The organism is Xaviernesmea oryzae, from assembly GCF_900109605.1.
GTDB lineage: Bacteria > Pseudomonadota > Alphaproteobacteria > Rhizobiales > Rhizobiaceae > Xaviernesmea > Xaviernesmea oryzae.
In genome coordinates this window covers 199,593-217,523 of sequence record NZ_FOAM01000001.1, presented here as the reverse complement: position 1 = coordinate 217,523, position 17,931 = coordinate 199,593, and the positions used below count along the sequence as shown (strand labels likewise).

Sequence of the window (17,931 nt, the reverse complement as noted above, 5' to 3'; positions counted from 1 at the left end):
CTGGTACCCGGCATGGACGTCATGCAGCCGGCGGAAAAAGGGCGCGACGGAAAACACGACCGCTGTCAGAACGACATAGTCGGATACTTTTTTCTGAAGGCACAGAAAACCAGCGGACAGGAATATCCAGGCGAGAAAGACGATCTGCAGCGCACCAACCGCCACGCCCGAGAAGAGTGCAAGGCCGATAAGAAGAAGGGAGCCATATATGAGGGCGAAGGTCACGCAAAACCCGTGATGATGATTGCCGTTCGTTTTTCGGAGCCGGGAAGCGGAGAAACATCCCGCCTTGACACTTGCCTCTTCTTTCGTTTTTCACGTTCCGCACACTCGCGGGGCCTCTTTACCTCGACCAGCTCTCAGCGCGATGATTTCTGTCAATCAGGGATCTGAAGTTTTCAGGATGCCTTATAAATAGCATTCGCATAGTCTGATGGTCTGCGAAACCCCAAATCGGTTGCGCGGCCATGCATTTTGGAAGCGGCCGAGATTGCCCTGCAGCAAGCTGCCGGCCGGCTATTCCAAGCCCGCGCATCAGCAATGACGGAAAACGGTGTGACATATGTGTTTTATTTATATAATGATTATAATATGTAAAATGATACCGCAACGAGGACGTGTTGGTGGTCGTTCAAGTCCAATATCTCCGGGCGCTCGCCGCCTTTGGCGTCATCTTTTTCCATGCATTTGGCTACACGACCTTGGATGTCGTGTTGCAGGAGAAGGTCAAGATCGGCGCCGCCGGGGTCGATCTCTTCTTCATCATCAGCGGCTTCGTCATGTATCTCAGCACGGTTGACCGACAGATCGGTACCGCTGCTTTCTACAAGGCAAGGCTCATACGCGTCGTGCCGCTTTACTGGCTTGCCACCTCTCTTGCGGTCGCAATTTTCGTAGCTGCGCCGCAATTGACCAATCATCCTTCGACATGGCAGCACATTCTTTCATCCTATCTCTTCGTCGCTCACCCAGACCCCAGCCGACCTGATCTTTTCTGGCCGATCGTGGTGCCCGGATGGACGCTGAATTATGAGATGTTCTTTTATCTTCTGTTCGGCCTGTCGCTTCTTTTGCCGAAGCGGGCACAGATCCCCAATCTTGCAGTGACGATCGGAGGGCTTGTCGCGATCGGGTTGATCGCCCATCCGCCAGGAATTGCCGGTTTCTATACGCATTCCCTGCTTTTGGAATTCCTGCTTGGTCTTCTCTTCGGCGCGCTTTATCGAAAGGGAGTCCGGCTGGACGGGCGCCTATGTCTGTCCTTAAGCGCTCTGGCTCTTTTAAGTCTCCTTCTGCTGCAGCCTTATTTCTCCGAGCAGAGCCGCGTCATCTTCTGGGGCATTCCAGCTGCGATGCTGTTTTGCGGCAGCGTTTTCGCGAAGGGTTCTCCTATGCGGCTCCCCATCGTGGAATATCTCGGTGCGGCATCCTATTCGCTCTATCTTTCGCAATTTTTCTCGCTGAAGGTCTTCGAGATCGCCGCACGGATCCTCAACCTTCCCAGAGGTCTTATGTTCGTGCTCGTCAGCGTTACCCTTGCCATCATCGTCGGCGTGCTGGTCTACGCCTTCATCGAAGTGCCCATCACGAGATTATTAAAGCCGCGGGCCCGGCTCTCCTTGCAGGAGAAAGTCTCGCCGGTCACCTCCGCGGCTGGATAAGGCTGACTGCCTCGGGGCCTTTCGCCGCGACAGGCACGACGTCCGGCCTCATGAGCGGCGAAGAAGATGACTGGCTGCGGGCACAGCCTTACCCTCAATGACATCGATGCTGCACGGGACGGACCGGATAGCTCGGACTTTGTCGTCACGCAGTCCTTTTTTCACAAGCAAGCCGTCAGCAGTTGCAACCTTAGGATATCCCGCGGCACTTTATCCGTGATAAAAGCCTTTTTTACTAATTTATATCATTGATATTTAATATGAACGGAGTATAGACGGAGCGTCAAGATGAAGACGCTGGCATGGCATGGATTGCGCCAGCATGTTGAAGAGAAAAACATGGCCGCCGCAGTCACCGTCGTTATTCTTGCCAGAAACGAAGAGCAAGTGATCGAGCGGGCGATCAGCAGCGTGCACTGGGCCGACGAGGTCATCGTCGTGGATTCCGAGAGCACGGACAAGACCGTGACCCTGGCGCAGCAGGCCGGCGCGACGGTGATCGTTCAACCCTGGCTTGGTTTCGTGGCGCAGAAGCAGGTGGGCGTCAAGGCCGCGCGCAATAACTGGATCTTCTCTCTGGATGCCGATGAAATCGTCATGGACGACCTCGCCATGTCGATCTGTGCGGCCATGTCCGCCCAGCCCGATCCGCAGGATGGCTACGTCATTCGTCGCGATGAAGAATTTCTCGGGCGGATCATGCCGTCCATGCGTCGCAGGAGTAAGGCGGAAAGCTTCGTGCGGCTTTACAACAGGCTCTTCAGCGACTGGAACCCGACGCTGATCGTTCATGAGGAAATCGTCTGTCCCGGCAGGACGATCCCGCTTGCCGGCCGGATGCTCCACTGGCGCAATTACACCATCGGCAAGCAGCTGGATACCTTGAACCGCAACGCGGATCTCGAAGGCGGCCTGATCGCGTCTCAAGCGAGCACGCGCAAGATCCTCTTCGGCATGGCGGTAAAGCCGTTGCTGCGCTTCGCCTGGATCTATCTGGCATGCGGCAGCTATCGTGTCGGCATCAGGGGCTTTATCTGGGCCGGGCTCCATGCCTTCGCGGAGTTTCTACGGCATGCGAAGGCCTGGGAGGCGCGCATGATTGTGCCGCAGATCCATCCGCCGGCCGATATCTATCCTGCGGCAGTGCGGAGGGCGGCATGACGATTGCGGCCGAAAGCCCGCGCGCCGGCGCGAAGGCCCTGCCTATGCGCTCGATCCTCCACGTCAATCGAGTCGGCTATATCGGCGGCGTCGAACGCGTCATCCTCACGCTTGCGCGCGAGATGGAGCATGCCGGCTTTCGCGGCGCACTGGCCTGTCCTGGCGGTGGAGAATTGATTGCTTCGGCCGAGCGGCTCGGCATCGTCAGTGAAGCGCTGACGATCGACCGGTCCCGCGCCACCTACAATCCCCTGGCCATCATCCGCTATGCCAAAGCCCTGGCGGCCGGCTCGCGCCAGATCGAGGCCTTTGCATGCCGCGTCGATGCGAAGCTGATCCATGTGCACCATCCCATCGGCGCCTGGTATGCCCGCCGGGCGTCCAAGTCGCTTGGAATCCCACTGCTCCTGCACGTGCACGAAATTCGCCCGGCCAAGCCGCTTTATCGGTGGACGCTGAGGCGGGTTGCGCCTTGGATCAGTGCCTATGCCTGCGTTTCGGGCGCGGGGCGCGACTTGCTGAACGACATTGTCCGGCCCGATCCGGCCATCGTCTCCATCCAGCACAACGGCATCAGTGCCGACTTTGGGACAGTCGACCCGGCTTTGCCGCCGGAGGTGACCGGACCCGGTCCTCATATCGGCGTCTTCGGCGTGATCGAGCCGCGCAAGGGCCAGCATGTCTTTCTGGAAGCCGCAGCTAAGCTGGCCGCGCGCTATCCCACAGCCCATTTCTGGATCGTCGGACCTTTGGCGCTGGCTGACAAGCAGGCCTATCACCGGCGGCTGGTGGCCATGGCCGAAAGCGAAGGTCTGCGCGGGCGCGTCACCTTTGCCGGCTTCCAGGCCAACGTCTCTGCCTGGATGCGGGCGATGGATGTGGTGACCCTCACGTCGGTCGCCCATGAATCGCTGAGCATGGTGCTTTTGGAGTCGCTGACACTTGGCCGCCCCACCATCGCCAGCGAGGTCGGCGGCGCGCGCGAGGTGATCAATGACGGCGTCACCGGCCTGATCGTTCCGCCAGGACAGGCGGATGCGCTCAGCGAGGCGATCACGTCGATCCTGGAAGGGCGCTATCCGAACATGCCCCGTCTTGCCGCTGAAGATGCGGCGCAACGCTTTTCCGGGGCGAGCTTCCGAAACCGGTTTGCCGAGCTTTACGCGCGCATCATCCATAACTTCGAGAGAACGGCGAAACAATGAGAGTGGCCCTCGTTCACGATGCGCTGGTTGCTTATGGCGGCGCGGAAAAAGTGCTCGAAGAGCTGCACAAGCTCTTTCCAGAGGCGCCCGTCTTCGCGCCGATCTATAATCCCGGTGCCTTTCCCTCCTCGTTTCAGAGCTGGGATATCCGCACGACGTGGATGGATCGGGTTCCTTTTGCCCGCAAGGGCTATCGCGCGCTGTTTCCCATCTATCCCTTCGCCATGCAGTCGATTGATCTGAGTGCCTATGATGTGGTGATCAGCAGCAGCTTCAGCTTCGCGCATCATATTCACACGACAGAAGATGCGGTGCATTTGTGCTATTGCCACTCCCCGGCACGCTTCATGTGGGATTATCATCGCTACGCCAACAATGAAGGTTTCGGCTGGCTCAAGCAGATGTTGATCGGCGCGACGATCCCGATCATGAAGGCGCTCGATCGCTCTTCGGCCGGCAATGTCGATCAGTGGATCAGCACCAGCAACCTGATTACCCGCCGGATTCACAAATCCTACGGCTTTGACAGCGTGATCATTCCCCCGCCGGTCGATCTCAACGAGTTTCATGTCGGCGAAGGCAAAGGCGACTATTTTCTGCTCTTGATGCGCCTCGTCGGCTGGAAGCGGGCGGACATCGTGGTGCGCGCCGCAACAGACCTCGGCCTGCCCCTCGTCGTGGCCGGCAGCGGTCGTGAACTGGCCAGCCTGCGCAAGATCGCGGGACCGACCGTCACATTCGCCGGTCGGGTCGATGGCCAGGCCAAAGCCGATCTCTATGCCAATTGCCGCGCCTTCATTCTTCCTTCCTCCGAAGATTTCGGCATTACGCCGCTTGAGGCCATGGCGTCCGGCCGGCCCGTGATCGCCTATCGCCATGGCGGCGTGCTCGACACGGTGGTCGAAGGGGTGACCGGCGCATTTTTTGACCATCAAACGCCGGAGAGCGTGGCGGACGCCATGCGCAATTTCGATCCGTCGCACTATGACAGCGCCCGCATTCGCGACCATGCCGCCAACTTTGACAGCAGCCATTTCGCGCGCAAGATCCTCGATCTCGTGGTGTCATGCCGTGCGGAACGAAAGAAGCTGGTGCAATTTCCCTTGACGTTGCAGAACGGCGTACAGGCAAACCATCACATTCGCGCCGTCTCCGGAAATGTGATGGATTTCCGCTAGACCATGTCCCTGATTTCCAGCACATGGTCTCGCCTGGTGCGTCGCGGCAACATGCGCCATCTCATCATGACGCTTGGTGGCCAGATCGGACTGACGGCGCTTAATTTGGCGACAGGCATCGTCACGGCGCGCATGCTGGGGCCGGATGGAAGGGGCGTCTATGCGGCCGTCACGCTCTGGCCGATGCTGATCGCGACCTTCGGCGTTGCCGGCACGGGCAATGCGCTGATCTATGCATCCTCGCAGGAAAGCAATAGCCGCCGCGCGGTGGCCATCCAGACGGCTTTGATCGTGCTCGCGCAAACGGCGATCGTTTCCCTTATTGCCAGCGCGCTGATCCCGCTGACGATGCAGCATTACGAGCGTTCGGCGCTTCTTCTGTCGTTCCTGATGATCCCGCTCGCGTTTTCGAATGCGGCACATATGCTTTTCAAGAATCTCTTCGTGGCGCGCGGCGATTTTTCGAGCTTCAATTTCGCGACTATCCTGCCGCAAATCCTGTTCCTGCCGGCTCTTTGTCTGTTTCTTTATGTCGCGCCAACAGCGCGCAATGCGATTCTGTCGCTTTTCAGCGCGTCTCTGCTGGGTACAATTCTGATCCTGCCGCTGGTGCGCAAAACCTGGCCTCCAAAGGATAGCAAGCTAGGACCGAAAATCGGAAAACTCTTCAGCTTCAGCTTAAGGGCCGCGCCCGCCGATCTCTCGGCCGGCCTTGCCGGCTTTGCCGACAAGCTGGTTCTGGTGCCCCTCGTTTCAGCCGAGGCGCTGGGTATCTATACGGTCACCTTCAGCTTCTCCCGCCTGATCATGATTCCAAGCGCGCTGCTATCGACCTTGATGTATTCCCGCATGCTTGGTGGCGACCATCAGCATGCCAAGGCGATTCATGACCTGGTCTTCCGCGCCGGAGTCGTGCTGATGGCGGTAACGTTGCTGTTTCTGCTCCTGGTGGACCGTCTGGCGCTCACCATCGTCTATGGCCCCGCCTTCGGCGCTGCCGTGATCGTCTTTCGGATTCTGGCGCTCGAAGCCGCAATAAGCCTGCTCTCGCAGATTACATCCCAATTGTTCGTCGCTGTAGGGCGCCCTGGCCTGACATCGGCACTCCAGGGCCTCTACACCCTTGGCTATGTCCTGGGGATCGCCGTTTTTGCACCGATCTACGGCCTGACCGGCGCGGCCGCCGTGCTCGCAGCCTGCTCCCTCTTGCGCTGCGCCGCGCTGCTGATGCTCATTCCGAGAGTCCTGTCGATGCCGGTCGGCCGGCTCTATCCCACGCCGGGCGATATCAAGAGGCTATTGGGCGGACTTAGATAAGAAGATCGCGTGCACATCCATCAAAGGCAATACGGCCTTCAGTCGGCATAGGAAAAATCCTCACGAACGCGCGTTAGATTGGGATTATAGAACGGATCATTCACGACACGCACGTTCCATTTCCGGGCCATGAAATCAGCTTCACGTTTATAGGCCTCAGCTTTTATTCTTGTGGTATCGAAACCGCGGGAGATGCTTTCGAGGTGGTACAAGGTCGCATAAGGCGTATAGATCGTCCGGTATCCCGCTTCACCAAGTTTCAGACAGAGATCCACGTCGTTGAAGGCCACGGGAAGGTGATCCTCATCCAAGCCGCCCACAGATAGATATTTTGCTTTTTCGACTACAAGACATGCTCCTGTTACGGCGGAAAGCGTCTGCGTTGCCATGATCCGTCCCATATAGCCACTCTCGTCCGAGCGGCGGAACTTATGGGGATGGCCTGTTAAAAGGCCGATGCCGCAGACCATTCCTGCATGTTGAATTAAGCCATTTTGATAAAGAAGACGCGCACCAACGGCGCCGACATCTGGCCGGATGGCATGTGAAACCATTTCCCGCAGCCACCCAGGCTCTAAGGCGATGATATCATTGTTCACCAGACCGATGACGGCGCCATCCGCACTGTTGACGGCCAGATTGTTCAGGCGCGAGAAGTTGAATGGTCCCGGGGCGCTCAGGACCTTGACGTCGGGTTCCTGACGAAGTGACTCGAGATAGCGCAGTGCCGCTGTGTCCGTGCTGCCATTATCGACGACGATAAACTGAAGATTGGGATAGTCCGTCTTGGTTCGAATAGATAGAAGGCAGCTTTGCAAAAGATCCACGTGGTCACGTGTCGGAATGATCAAGCTTACCAATGGCGGTCTTGACGGAAGCGGCCAAACAACATGAAGCAAGCCATGGTTCGACCGGCTAATCGAAATTCCAGGGATTTGCCTCTGCAATCCGGCACTGAGCGAACGCGCCTCTTCGTCGCTCCATAGAATGGGCGCCAGTTCATCTGTCGCGTCGGCCGGCACTTCTGGCCGACGATGGCTCAGAATAAATGGAAGGTGCAGCAGCCGTGGCGTCGGTGCGTGCATAACGAGACGCTGAAGAAGTTCGCCGGGCAAATGACAGGGCCCAGCATCAAGCGCCTTCATTAACAATGTACGGCGCACGACGAAAGTATTGCCAATGAAATTGGCCGCGAGGAAGAAATCCTTGTTCCAATCTGGCTTGAAGCGTGGATTTTGACGACGACCCGCTTTGTCGAGGTCATCGTCATCGCCGTAAATCAGGTCCACCAGTGGATCTGACGTAAGGGCCGCGATGAAGCGCTCGGCTGCACCCTCTGCAACATATTCGCCTGCCTTCGTCACAAGGACAAAAGGCAGATTATTGCCTTCTTTAAGGGCCTCAAAAGATGAATTGACATTCCAGATCGGACTTTTTTCCAGCGACTGAAGTGTGGCATCCAGATGTTTTGATGGGTACGGTTGCATGATGAGCAAATCGATGCATGGGGACTGGCCCGGAGATTGCCCAATCGAAGCGTTTTCATGCCTCAGGCGCCAGTGCTCGTATGCAGACAGGCCTGGATAGGCAACAAGCTCGGACAAAGACCGTCCTAATTGGTGAACATTTCGATGTCTAAAGGCTGCCATAAGTGCATTACGAGCCTTTTCCGGATTTAAACGCAGCACCTCTCGCAAGGCTCGTCCCCAAGAGAGAGGCCGAATCGAAAAACGCGGCACCGAAAAAGCGCCTTGTCCCGTGAAAGGATCAAAGCGCATACGTAACGGCGGTCGATCAAGATAAAATAGCACTTTGAAGCTGCCATCTTCTTCTAGCTCTAGCCGATGGACTTGAAAAGACGACCAACGAGGCGCTGTTTCAACATATAAAATGGGCTCAATGAGAGGCAAATTTGCGTTGATCTCAACGTGACAAATATACCAGCCAGTTGATACTCTACCTTTGCGAGAGACTACATCGAACTGAGGATCCTCACTTGTAGCATGGAACTTTCCTTCACGGATAACAACATGCGCTTTTGGCTGCAGATGCGACATCACACGCCGTTTGAACAACCGATTTAGCATCTGTTTCGGCGCGGGGGATGGTCGGCCGAGAGCTTCCCCCGGGCGCGCACGCTCCTCCTGAAACAGGGATGTAAAAAGCGACTTGTCCTCCGCCGAAAGCGCGAACTGCTGAATTGGATCGCAGGCACGTGTGACGGACTGCTCCGCAGCAGCTCGCAAGGCAGCAATTTCCTGGCCGATGGGTGGAGAATCTGGAAGGCGGCCCAAGTCCTCGAATGCCGCAATTGCATCTTTGGTCCTACCCAGGCGCTTTAGTAGGTGGCCCAGGTGAAGTCTCGGTTCAAAGGCCGTGCCATCGCTTTTGATGGCATATTGATAAGCAGCAACGGCATGATCAAAAAGGTCTGCTTCTTTCAGCATATGGCCGTATTGGACCCAGATAGCCGTGGCCGTTCCGTCCGCGAGAAGCGCTCGTGCATAAAAGCGCGCGGCATCAAGCCAGCACTCTGAATCACGCGCATTATCAGCCAATTCAACCCAGGCCTGAAAAGTCTTCGTTGAACTCATGGTTCAAAATCGATCCTCGACTTGCAAGACGTTATCTTCAGCTCTGATCGCCGAATAGCGCGCCCGTCAAGGCCCAGTGCGAACTTCAGATTATCTGGATGAACGATCCAAAACGCTCATCAAGACGTAGGCCTTGACCACCGACTCGCTTGAGTTCGCTCAACTGGCAAACAGTCATTGAGTAAGCTTCCGCAACGTGTCGAGCTGTTGAATAAGCTTGTCTCGTTGAAGTTCAGCCTGGTATCTTGCCTTCTCATTCTGCTGCATGAAAGCAAGCCTTTGTTCGGAAAGCGTGATCAGCTCCTCGCGCTCTTTCCGTAAACGCTCAAGCTCCGATAAGCGGCTCTCGGCCAAAAGAAAAAGTTCGCGATGCTCCCGCGCTAAGCGCTGCATCTCTGCAAGACGTTCTTCAGCAACATCATAAAGTTCCTGACGCTCCCTGCCGAGTCGTTGAACCTCTGCAAGGCGTCCTTCAGCAACATCATACAGCTCTTGACGCTCGCGGCCTAGACGATGCGTTTCCGCCAACCGTTCCTCTGCAACATCGAAAAGCTCTTGACGCTCACGCGCAAGACGATGAACCTCTGCAAGGCGTCCTTCAGCAAATCATACAGCTCTTGACGCTCGCGGCTTAGACGATGCGTTTCCGCCAACCGTTCCTCCGCAACATCGAAAAATTCCTGCCGCTCGCGCGCAAGACGATGAACCTCTGCAAGGCGTCCTTCAGCAACATCATACAGCTCTTGACGCTCGCGACTTAGACGATGCGTTTGCGCCAGTCGCTCCTCTGCAACATCGAAAAGCTCTTGACGCTCCCGACTGAGGCGATGCATTTCCAATAGACGCTCTTCGGCAACCTCGAAAAGCTCGCGATGCTCACGGGCCAGACGCTGCATCTCGGTTAGACGCTCTTCCGCAATATCAAACAATTCTTGCCGTTCACGGCTCGCTTCAGTCAAGCGAACAGCGGTTTTTTTGTTGTCCATTTCATGCGCAAGGGCTTGGTGGCGACGAACGCTTGTCCAATCTAACGACATCTGAGTGTAGACATAGCCGGGCCGAGTTACATGCCAAGGCAAAGCATCAAGTGCGAATGCACAGCGGCTTGCCAGATCAAGCAGCAGCGATAGCTCAGGCAAGCCAAAGGTAAGAGGGGTCTCCGATGAGCCAATGACATTCAGCCAATCATGATTGAGTGCTTCCCTGCACAGTTTGATGCCCCTTTTCCAGTAATTTCCGGCGTCCCTCATCGTGCCTTGCTGAAGCGCGATCAGTCCGAGATTGTAGCAAGCCTCCACAGTCTTGATTGCCAAAATCGGACTGAAGATATTTGAATCGATTTCGATACAAGCATGATAGTGCGCCACCGCATCATTTGTGCGTCCAATCATCATGCACATTTGAGACAGCAGGAAATTCAATGAAATTTTCCAGCGTATACAAATTGGTCGCTCATCAAGCTTGATCAAGAGCGGCTGAACTTCACGCTTGAAATCATCAACTGCCTGCGGTGAAAGATCTTCAAGAGCAAGGAGACTATAGCCGATGACGGTCAGCGCTGCTGCTCGGTCAATATCGGACTCATTTTTTTCAGCCGTTTGCCTTGCATACAAATTGCGAACGTTTGGATCCTGGAGGCGCCAAGGAATCGAAATCAACCCTTTATAAATCCAGGGATTTGCGTAATCGCGATCGAAAGCTGTGACATGGAAGTTCGGATCGTCGAAGATGGGGAACGATGTTTCGCGGTAGGGGATTGGTGGCTCATCGACATGAGACTTCATCGCCGTTAAAATAATCCATTCGGCATCGCTAAGAGGACTGGAAACCTCTGACTTCCAAAATCTGCGAGCTGCCTCAGGAAATTTGCGCCCGCCGCCTGCCGTCTGGCCGAAAGCACACTCGACGATCAGCAAAGGGCTTACCTCTGCAATAAGCGTCGATAGATCATGAAGATGATCGGAATCTTGGCTGGTCTCATCGGCCGAAAGATTGGAGATGCTCAAGAGCAAACGACCTGTCGGCTTTAAAACCCGTGCAACTTCTTTCAGGAAGGCACGTGGCGACGAAACGTGTTCTAGAGTTTCAAAGGAAACGAAAAGATCGACAGACGCATCTTCAAGCCATGCAAACGAGTCAACCGAACCAGCCCGAAATTCGATCCCAGGCGCGCCGTAATTCAGATTGGCGTAATCGATCGCCGAAGCGCTCACATCCACGCCAACGACTCGGGATGCCGACGAACAAGCAGCGATCATAGCGCTGCCATAGCCAAGGCCACAGGCGGCATCGACCACCATGTCGCCTGGGCGAACCAAAGCAGCTGCGTGATCATAGCGTACCATATGCCCGTCCGAGTGACGGCCCGTTTCGCGTGCCATATCCACATAGAGCGCGCGCTCGTCCATCAGGCGTGTGATCGAGAGATAGGCCGTCAATGAGGGTTCAGGCACTTTTTCCATCACCAGCGTGCCACTTTCGGTCTCCCACTCCAAATCGGAGTAGGAAAGGACACGATAAGAGCGCGGATGCTTGCGGAAACCGGCCCGGAATAGCGCATTTTCCCACCAATTGCGCGGTCTTGCTTCGGTACTATCCGGTCCGCATGCCTCTAAGGCCACCTGGAAGACCAAGTAGCGAAAACCGAGATCTGCCAGCGTGGCGAAGATCCTTTCGATGCGAGCGGCATCCAAAGTGTCGAATGTGTGATAGGCAACGGCAAGATCAGTGTGTCTAATGACATCAGCACGCTCCAATTCGTCTAGTGTCATCGCGTTGGCAATGATCGACTGCGAGCGAAATCCGTTCAGGAGCTCCGGTGCCGCAGTCGCAATTTCCAGAACTGGCTGCGCACCGCAAGCAACGAGAACGTCATGGACGAATTTTAAAGAACGGTCATTTCGGTCAGCCATCGTCCAAGTTCCACCCATGTTTTACATATTTTTCTAAGCGACAAGGCAAGCAAGCGACCTCAGCCGAGCACCAACAAAAGGCATATAAGATTAATATAAAGTACGATCAAAGATGCGCCGTCAACATCTTTAAGCCCTGCCCTGATCGAAAAAAGACAAAGAGATTCGCTATAATTTCATCGGCCCAATCAATGTCGATCGCTTGAACCCACAAGCTACCCCTCTGCACACGAAATGATCGACGATTAGGTCAGGTGCCATCGGTAGTCGACAGGCAGCACTACAAGTTTACAAAGACCTACCCCTCAGCCAGCGGTCCATGCGTATGGTTTTTTGCGGCCAGCGTCTCGATCACCTTGCAGTCAGCCACCGATCCATGGGCGCAGGCGGCAACCATGCGTTCGAGTTCGGTTTTCAGCGCCATCAGCTTGGCGATTCGATCCTCCACCTCTGTCAGCCGCGCCCGCGCGATGGCATCCGCCTCGTGGCAGGTCTGCTGCGGCCTGTCCTGGAGCAAGAGCAGCGCGCGGATCGCCTTGAGGTCGAAGCCCAGTTCGCGCGCGTGGCGGATGAAGGCCAGACGGTCGGCTTCGTCATGGCCATAGAGGCGCTGGCCGGCCTCGCTACGCTCGGCTTCAGGCAACAGGCCGACCTGCTCATAATAGCGGATGGTCGGAATCTTCACGCCCGTGCGTTTCGAGAGCCACCCGATCGTTCCCGCACCCGCCATCATTCCTGCCTTCCCCTGTCCAAAATCCCGCAATGGATAGAATGCACAGCGCTGTCACGCCGGGAGCATCCTGCCGAAATCACCTTCAACGCGACGTCCAAGGATATGGTCTTCGCACTGAGTGCCTAGGAGCATACTCCACGTCTCTCCCCGATGCTCAGAGCAGCGGCATCATGGTCCGCTTAATCCTCATCGCTGCAAGATATAAGCACAAGAAGCCGTATGTTCTGCAGCCCTCCACGAAGCCTTGAATCCTGTTATGGCAGTGGCCTGAAACAGCGAACAGTTGTTCTGCCAGTTTTCGGGACAAGAACAGCCGGAATAAGAAGAGGCCGGCGGATCGCTCCGCCGGCCCCGATAAGCTTCGCCATCTCGATGACGACGGATCAGATCTCCATCAGGCCTTGATCTCGGCCGCGTGGCCGACAGCGCCTTGGGCATGCCCATGCCCCGGAGACTGGCCATGGGCTGCGTCAGCGCCCGCATTCTGTCGGTTGTAGCGGATGGACGACCAGAGCGAGATGCCGATCAAGGCCGCGCCGCCAAGGCCGGTGATCACCTCGGGAATATGGACCAGCGTCTGCACATACATGATCACCGAGAGGATCAGGATCGCATAGAAGGCGCCATGCTCCAGATAGCGGTAATGGGCGAGCGTGCCCTTTTCCACCAGCATGATCGTCATCGAGCGGACATACATGGCGCCGATGCCAAGGCCGATCGCGATGATGAACAGATTCTGCGTCAGCGCGAAGGCGCCGATGACGCCATCGAAGGAGAAGCTGGCATCCAGCACTTCCAGATAGATGAAGGCACCGAGACCGCCCTTGGCTGCGGCACTCATGGTTTTCTGCGACGCATCCAGCAGGCCGCCGATCACCTCGACAATCAGGAAGGTCACCAGGCCATACAGGGCGGAATGAACGAAGAGCGAGACATTCTCACCCTCCAGAAGCCTGGAAAAGCCGAGGATCAGGATCAGCACGAAGGCGATCTCGATGCCTTTGATGGCTGCCGCCGCCGAGAGCCGGCGCTCGAGGAACTCGATCCAGTGCACGTCCTTGTCCGGATCGAAGAAATAGCTCAGCCCCACCATCATCAGGAAGGTGCCGCCGAAGGCCGCAATCGGCAGATGGGCGTCATTCATGATGCGGGCATATTCATCCGGCCTGGCGGCCGCGAGAATCACGGCGTCGATCGGGCCAATGCCGGCTGCGATCACCACGATCAGCAGCGGGAAGACGATGCGCATGCCGAAGACGGCGATCAGGATGCCCCAGGTGAGGAACCGCTGTTGCCAGACCGGCGTCATGTCCTTGAGCTTGTTGGCATTGACGATCGCATTGTCGAAGGACAACGAGATTTCCAGCACCGCGAGCACGGTGCAGATGAAGAACACGGTGGCCATGCCGCCGAGCGTGCCGCTCGTGTTCCAGCCGAGCCAGACGCCGAGCGCCAGGCCGATGACCGTGACGATGAAGGACCACTTGAAGTAGCCAAGCGTCGAGGTTTGGGAGGATGACGGCGTCATGCCTGCTCCTCCCTTATGGCGTGGATCGATTGCGACAGCAGAAAAACACGGCACGGCGAAGTGCCGCACCGATCATGAATCGGAAAATCAGGGGTCATCTTGGATCAAGATTCCGCCGGCTGTTGCGCTGGCGGTACCGACATCACGAGAGCGCCGTAACTCTCGCCAGAGGGGCCCGGCACCAAGTTTTTCGTCCCGCGCGGAGAATACGACGTGTCAAGCGTGGGCGACACTTTAGCAAATAGCAAGGTTCGTGGTAAGGTCAAGTCCTTGTGCCCTGGATTTCGAAACCTGCCACCCTTCGCAAGGCCTCTGAAGGCACCTTGCGGGCGGCTGTCACACTTCAATGAGCAACCAAAAGTATTTTCTTCCGGTGGAATGTCCGGATATAAAATCCGATCCGTAAGTTCGCTGCCGATGGATGACCAATCTCGCATTCATTCCGCCTGCGCCAAGCTTATCGCCTGCGCAAGCCGAGCGTGAGACTGAAAAAACTTTGATAGAGCTATCGTGTTTGGCCACTGGATCGCGACGGGTGAATCTGTCAGGGCTTTGCCGGTCGACCAAGGCGATCCCGAATTCGCGGCGATCGGCATGGGCGTGGCGGGACCTTTAGACGGCCGCCCGCGGAGGAGTGTGAGACAATGGCCGTGCAGATGACCGGAATGCCGGAAAGCGCCACCAGCGCGCGCATGGGCGTTGCCTTCATGTTGGCCGGCATGCTGATGTTCTCCCTCAACGACGTCTTGGGAAAATGGCTGGCCGCCAGCCATTCCGCCTTCCAGGTCATGACGGTGCGCAGCCTTGCTGCGCTGCTCGTCCTCTCGCCATTCATGCTGCGCCTGGGCTGGCGGCGCCTCGTTCGGGTCGAGCAACCCTATCTGCATGTCGTCAGGGCGCTGTTCTTCTCCGTGGATGCGCTGGCGTTTTATTATTGCGTGGCCTTCATGCCCCTGGCCGATGCGATGACCTATTGGCTGGCCGTGCCGATCTATGTCGCCGCCGCATCGCCTTTCCTGCTCGGCAAAAAGGTTGGCTGGCGGCGATGGCTGGCGATTCTCGTCGGCTTTTCCGGCGTTCTCATCGCGCTCAATCCATCCAGCGCCTCTTTTTCGCTGCCGGCTCTGGTGGCGTTGGGCGGCAGCCTGGCCTATGGCGGCGCCGTGGTTCTCGGCCGCAAGCTGCGGGAGGCGCCCGATGTCACCCTTGTCACCTGGCAGGTGGTCAGCGCGCTGATATCCGCATCCGTTGGCCTCGCCATCTTTCCCGAAAGCTGGAGCCCGGTCTCGCCCGTTAATCTCGGCCTGCTGGGCCTGCTCGGCATCGTGGCGCTCTGCGCCCATATTTTCGTCAACCGTTCCTTGAAGCTTGCCGATGCGGCCACCGTGGTGCCGCTGCAATATACCCTGCTCTTCTGGGCCGTACTGTTCGGCTGGCTGATCTTCAGCGACGTGCCTCGGCCCACCACGGTTATCGGTGCCGTTCTGATCGTTCTGTCCGGCCTGTTCATCTTCTTCCGAGAGCAGACGGTGAAACGCGCCGCGCAGAGAACGCAGGTAACAGAAGTTCTCTGACATCTGATTGGCAGCGCGCCTGGTTCCGCGCACATTGCATTGCAACAAAATCCGACGATATCGATCCTTGACGACGGCAAAGCCGTCTGCAAGGCGAAGCTTGTATTGCCAGCCATACCGGTTTATGGGAGCGCCCTGCCTTGGCGCCGCGCCAAAACATTCGACATTTCGCGAGATTTTGGCCCCGCTATGTGAACAAACTGCGCTTATACGAGCCTACGCTTTATTATGCTTTTGCTGGTAAAGCCTTGCTGCATCGCACGCGCCCAGCCCTCCCAAGACGAGCAGGAACGACATGGCCCCGAAACAAGACGGAAGACACCCCCTTTCCCTGTCAAGCGATCCAGCATCCGGCCTGACAATGAACAGGCGACAGGTGCTCGGCTCGGCGGTCGCAGGCCTGTCGGCTGCTGCGCTGCCTTCGGCGCGCGCTCTTGCGAGCGGCGAGCCGAAGAAGGTCGATGTGCTGCTGATCGGCGGCGGCATCATGAGCGCGACGCTTGGCATCTGGCTGCGTGAACTCGAACCCACATGGTCGATCTCCATGCTCGAGCGGCTGGATGGCGTGGCGCTGGAAAGCTCCAATGGCTGGAACAATGCCGGCACCGGCCACTCGGCCCTCGCCGAACTCAACTACACGCCTGAGAAGGCCGACGGCCGCATCGACATTTCCAAGGCCGTCGAAATCAACGAGGCCTTCCAAATCTCGCGTCAGTTCTGGAGCTGGCAGCTGCGCAATGGCGTTCTGAAGAACCCGCGCTCCTTCATCAACCATACGCCGCACATGAGCTTCGTCTGGGGCGATGACAATATCGCCTATCTCGAAAAGCGCTATGAGGCGCTGAAGGCGAGCCCGCTCTTTGCCGGCATGCAATTTTCCACCGATCCCGCGCAGATCAGCCAGTGGGTTCCGCTGATGATGGAAGGCCGCGACCCCGGCCAGAAGATCGGTGCGACGTGGACGCCCTTGGGCACGGACATGGAATTCGGTGAGATCACCCGCCAGTTCGTCGCCTATCTCCAGAGCCAGCCGAATTTCGACCTCGCGCTCAATGCCGAAGTGGACGATATCACCCGCAATGGCGACGGCACTTGGCGCGTGACCCATCGCAGCACCAAGGATGGCCGCGAGGAAACGATCGACGCCAAGTTCCTGTTCATTGGCGCGGGCGGCGGCGCCATCCATCTCCTGCAAAAATCTGGTATCCCGGAGGCTGAGGACTATGCCGGCTTCCCGGTCGGTGGCTCCTTCCTGGTCAACGAGACGCAGGACGTGACCATGCGCCACCTCGCCAAGGCCTATGGCAAGGCTTCGGTCGGCTCGCCGCCGATGTCCGTGCCGCATCTGGACACCCGTGTCATCGGCGGCAAGCGCGTCATCCTCTTCGGGCCCTTCGCCACCTTCTCGACCAAATTCCTGAAGGAGGGCTCCTATTTCGATCTGCTGACCTCGACCACGACGACCAATGCCTGGCCGATGATGCGCGTCGGCATCGACGAATATCCGCTGGTCGAATATCTGGCCGGCCAGCTGATGATGTCGGACGACGATCGCTTCGCCGCGCTCCAAGAGTATTTCCCGGAAGCCAAAAAGGACCAGTGGCGCCTGTGGCAGGCGGGTCAGCGCGTGCAGATCATCAAGCGCGACAAGGACAAGGGCGGCGTCTTGAAGCTCGGCACGGAGATCGTCAGCGCCAAGGACGGCAGCCTGGCTGCCCTTCTCGGCGCTTCCCCGGGGGCCTCGACCGCAGCGCCGATCATGCTCAAGGTTCTGGAAAAAGTCTTCGCCGACAGGGTGGCGACGCCAGACTGGCAGGCCAAGATCCGCCAGATCGTGCCGAGCTACGGAACCGAACTGAACAAGGATCCGGCCAAGGTTCAGGAAGAATGGGCCTATACGAGCCAGCATCTGGAACTGCCGACGCCGCCGCAGATCACACTTGCCTCTGCCGCAGCCGCCAAGCCCGAAGCGTCATCCGAGATCGCAAACGACGCGGCCAAACCGGTGCATGACATGGCGCCGTAAGGTTGGTCGACCATGAGGAGGGGCGCCCAACTAGAACGGTGC

13 protein-coding genes are annotated in these 17,931 nt (G+C 57.4%); 8 read left to right on the top strand and 5 right to left on the bottom strand.

Features of this window, described 5'->3' with window-relative positions; translation table 11 throughout:
* Positions 1 to 12: 12 nt before the first annotated feature.
* From BMX61_RS24200 to BMX61_RS00880, 6 genes are all read left to right on the top strand, one after another.
* A complete protein-coding gene (locus tag BMX61_RS24200; RefSeq protein ID WP_139198848.1) occupies positions 13 to 393 on the top strand; it encodes a hypothetical protein in 381 nt (126 codons plus the stop codon).
* A gap of 230 nt (positions 394 to 623) precedes the next feature.
* Positions 624 to 1,661: an acyltransferase family protein gene (locus tag BMX61_RS00900; protein ID WP_170854883.1), complete on the top strand. Its 1,038-nt coding sequence runs from the start codon at positions 624 to 626 to the stop codon at positions 1,659 to 1,661.
* 288 nt (positions 1,662 to 1,949) lie between these two features.
* Complete coding sequence (locus tag BMX61_RS00895) at positions 1,950 to 2,822, top strand: glycosyltransferase family 2 protein (RefSeq protein WP_075627320.1); 873 nt, start codon at positions 1,950 to 1,952, stop codon at positions 2,820 to 2,822.
* Positions 2,819 to 4,027, top strand: coding sequence for a glycosyltransferase family 4 protein (locus tag BMX61_RS00890; RefSeq protein WP_075627321.1), 1,209 nt, complete (start codon positions 2,819 to 2,821; stop codon positions 4,025 to 4,027). Before BMX61_RS00895 ends, BMX61_RS00890 begins: the two co-directional genes overlap by 4 nt.
* Positions 4,024 to 5,205: a glycosyltransferase gene (locus tag BMX61_RS00885; RefSeq protein WP_083639398.1), complete on the top strand. Its 1,182-nt coding sequence runs from the start codon at positions 4,024 to 4,026 to the stop codon at positions 5,203 to 5,205. Before BMX61_RS00890 ends, BMX61_RS00885 begins: the two co-directional genes overlap by 4 nt.
* A 3-nt stretch (positions 5,206 to 5,208) precedes the next feature.
* Positions 5,209 to 6,522 (top strand): lipopolysaccharide biosynthesis protein, encoded by a 1,314-nt coding sequence (locus BMX61_RS00880; RefSeq protein WP_075627323.1) that lies wholly within the window; start codon positions 5,209 to 5,211, stop codon positions 6,520 to 6,522.
* A 38-nt stretch (positions 6,523 to 6,560) separates the two neighbouring features.
* Here BMX61_RS00880 and BMX61_RS00875 read toward each other — a convergent pair whose 3' ends face one another.
* From BMX61_RS00875 to BMX61_RS00855, 5 genes are all read right to left on the bottom strand, one after another.
* Positions 6,561 to 9,116 (bottom strand): glycosyltransferase family 2 protein, encoded by a 2,556-nt coding sequence (locus BMX61_RS00875; protein WP_083639399.1) that lies wholly within the window; start codon positions 9,114 to 9,116, stop codon positions 6,561 to 6,563.
* Positions 9,117 to 9,290: 174 nt separating this feature from the next.
* On the bottom strand, positions 9,291 to 9,644 hold the full coding sequence (locus tag BMX61_RS24195) for a hypothetical protein (RefSeq protein ID WP_139198847.1): 354 nt from the start codon (positions 9,642 to 9,644) through the stop codon (positions 9,291 to 9,293).
* Complete coding sequence (locus BMX61_RS00865; protein ID WP_170854882.1) at positions 9,623 to 12,028, bottom strand: class I SAM-dependent methyltransferase; 2,406 nt, start codon at positions 12,026 to 12,028, stop codon at positions 9,623 to 9,625. The genes BMX61_RS24195 and BMX61_RS00865 overlap by 22 nt, the downstream gene beginning before the upstream one ends.
* Before the next feature lie 298 nt (positions 12,029 to 12,326).
* Entirely contained in the window at positions 12,327 to 12,758 is a 432-nt protein-coding gene (locus BMX61_RS00860; RefSeq protein WP_075627326.1) for a MerR family transcriptional regulator, read from the bottom strand.
* A 397-nt stretch (positions 12,759 to 13,155) separates the two neighbouring features.
* On the bottom strand, positions 13,156 to 14,289 hold the full coding sequence (locus tag BMX61_RS00855; protein ID WP_075627327.1) for a DUF475 domain-containing protein: 1,134 nt from the start codon (positions 14,287 to 14,289) through the stop codon (positions 13,156 to 13,158).
* Between the two features lie 644 nt (positions 14,290 to 14,933).
* Here BMX61_RS00855 and BMX61_RS00850 point away from each other — a divergent pair.
* A complete protein-coding gene (locus tag BMX61_RS00850) occupies positions 14,934 to 15,863 on the top strand; it encodes a DMT family transporter (protein WP_092742168.1) in 930 nt (309 codons plus the stop codon).
* Between the two features lie 361 nt (positions 15,864 to 16,224).
* A complete protein-coding gene (gene mqo, locus BMX61_RS00845; protein WP_092742165.1) occupies positions 16,225 to 17,889 on the top strand; it encodes a malate dehydrogenase (quinone) in 1,665 nt (554 codons plus the stop codon).
* The last annotated feature ends 42 nt before the right edge of the window (positions 17,890 to 17,931 follow it).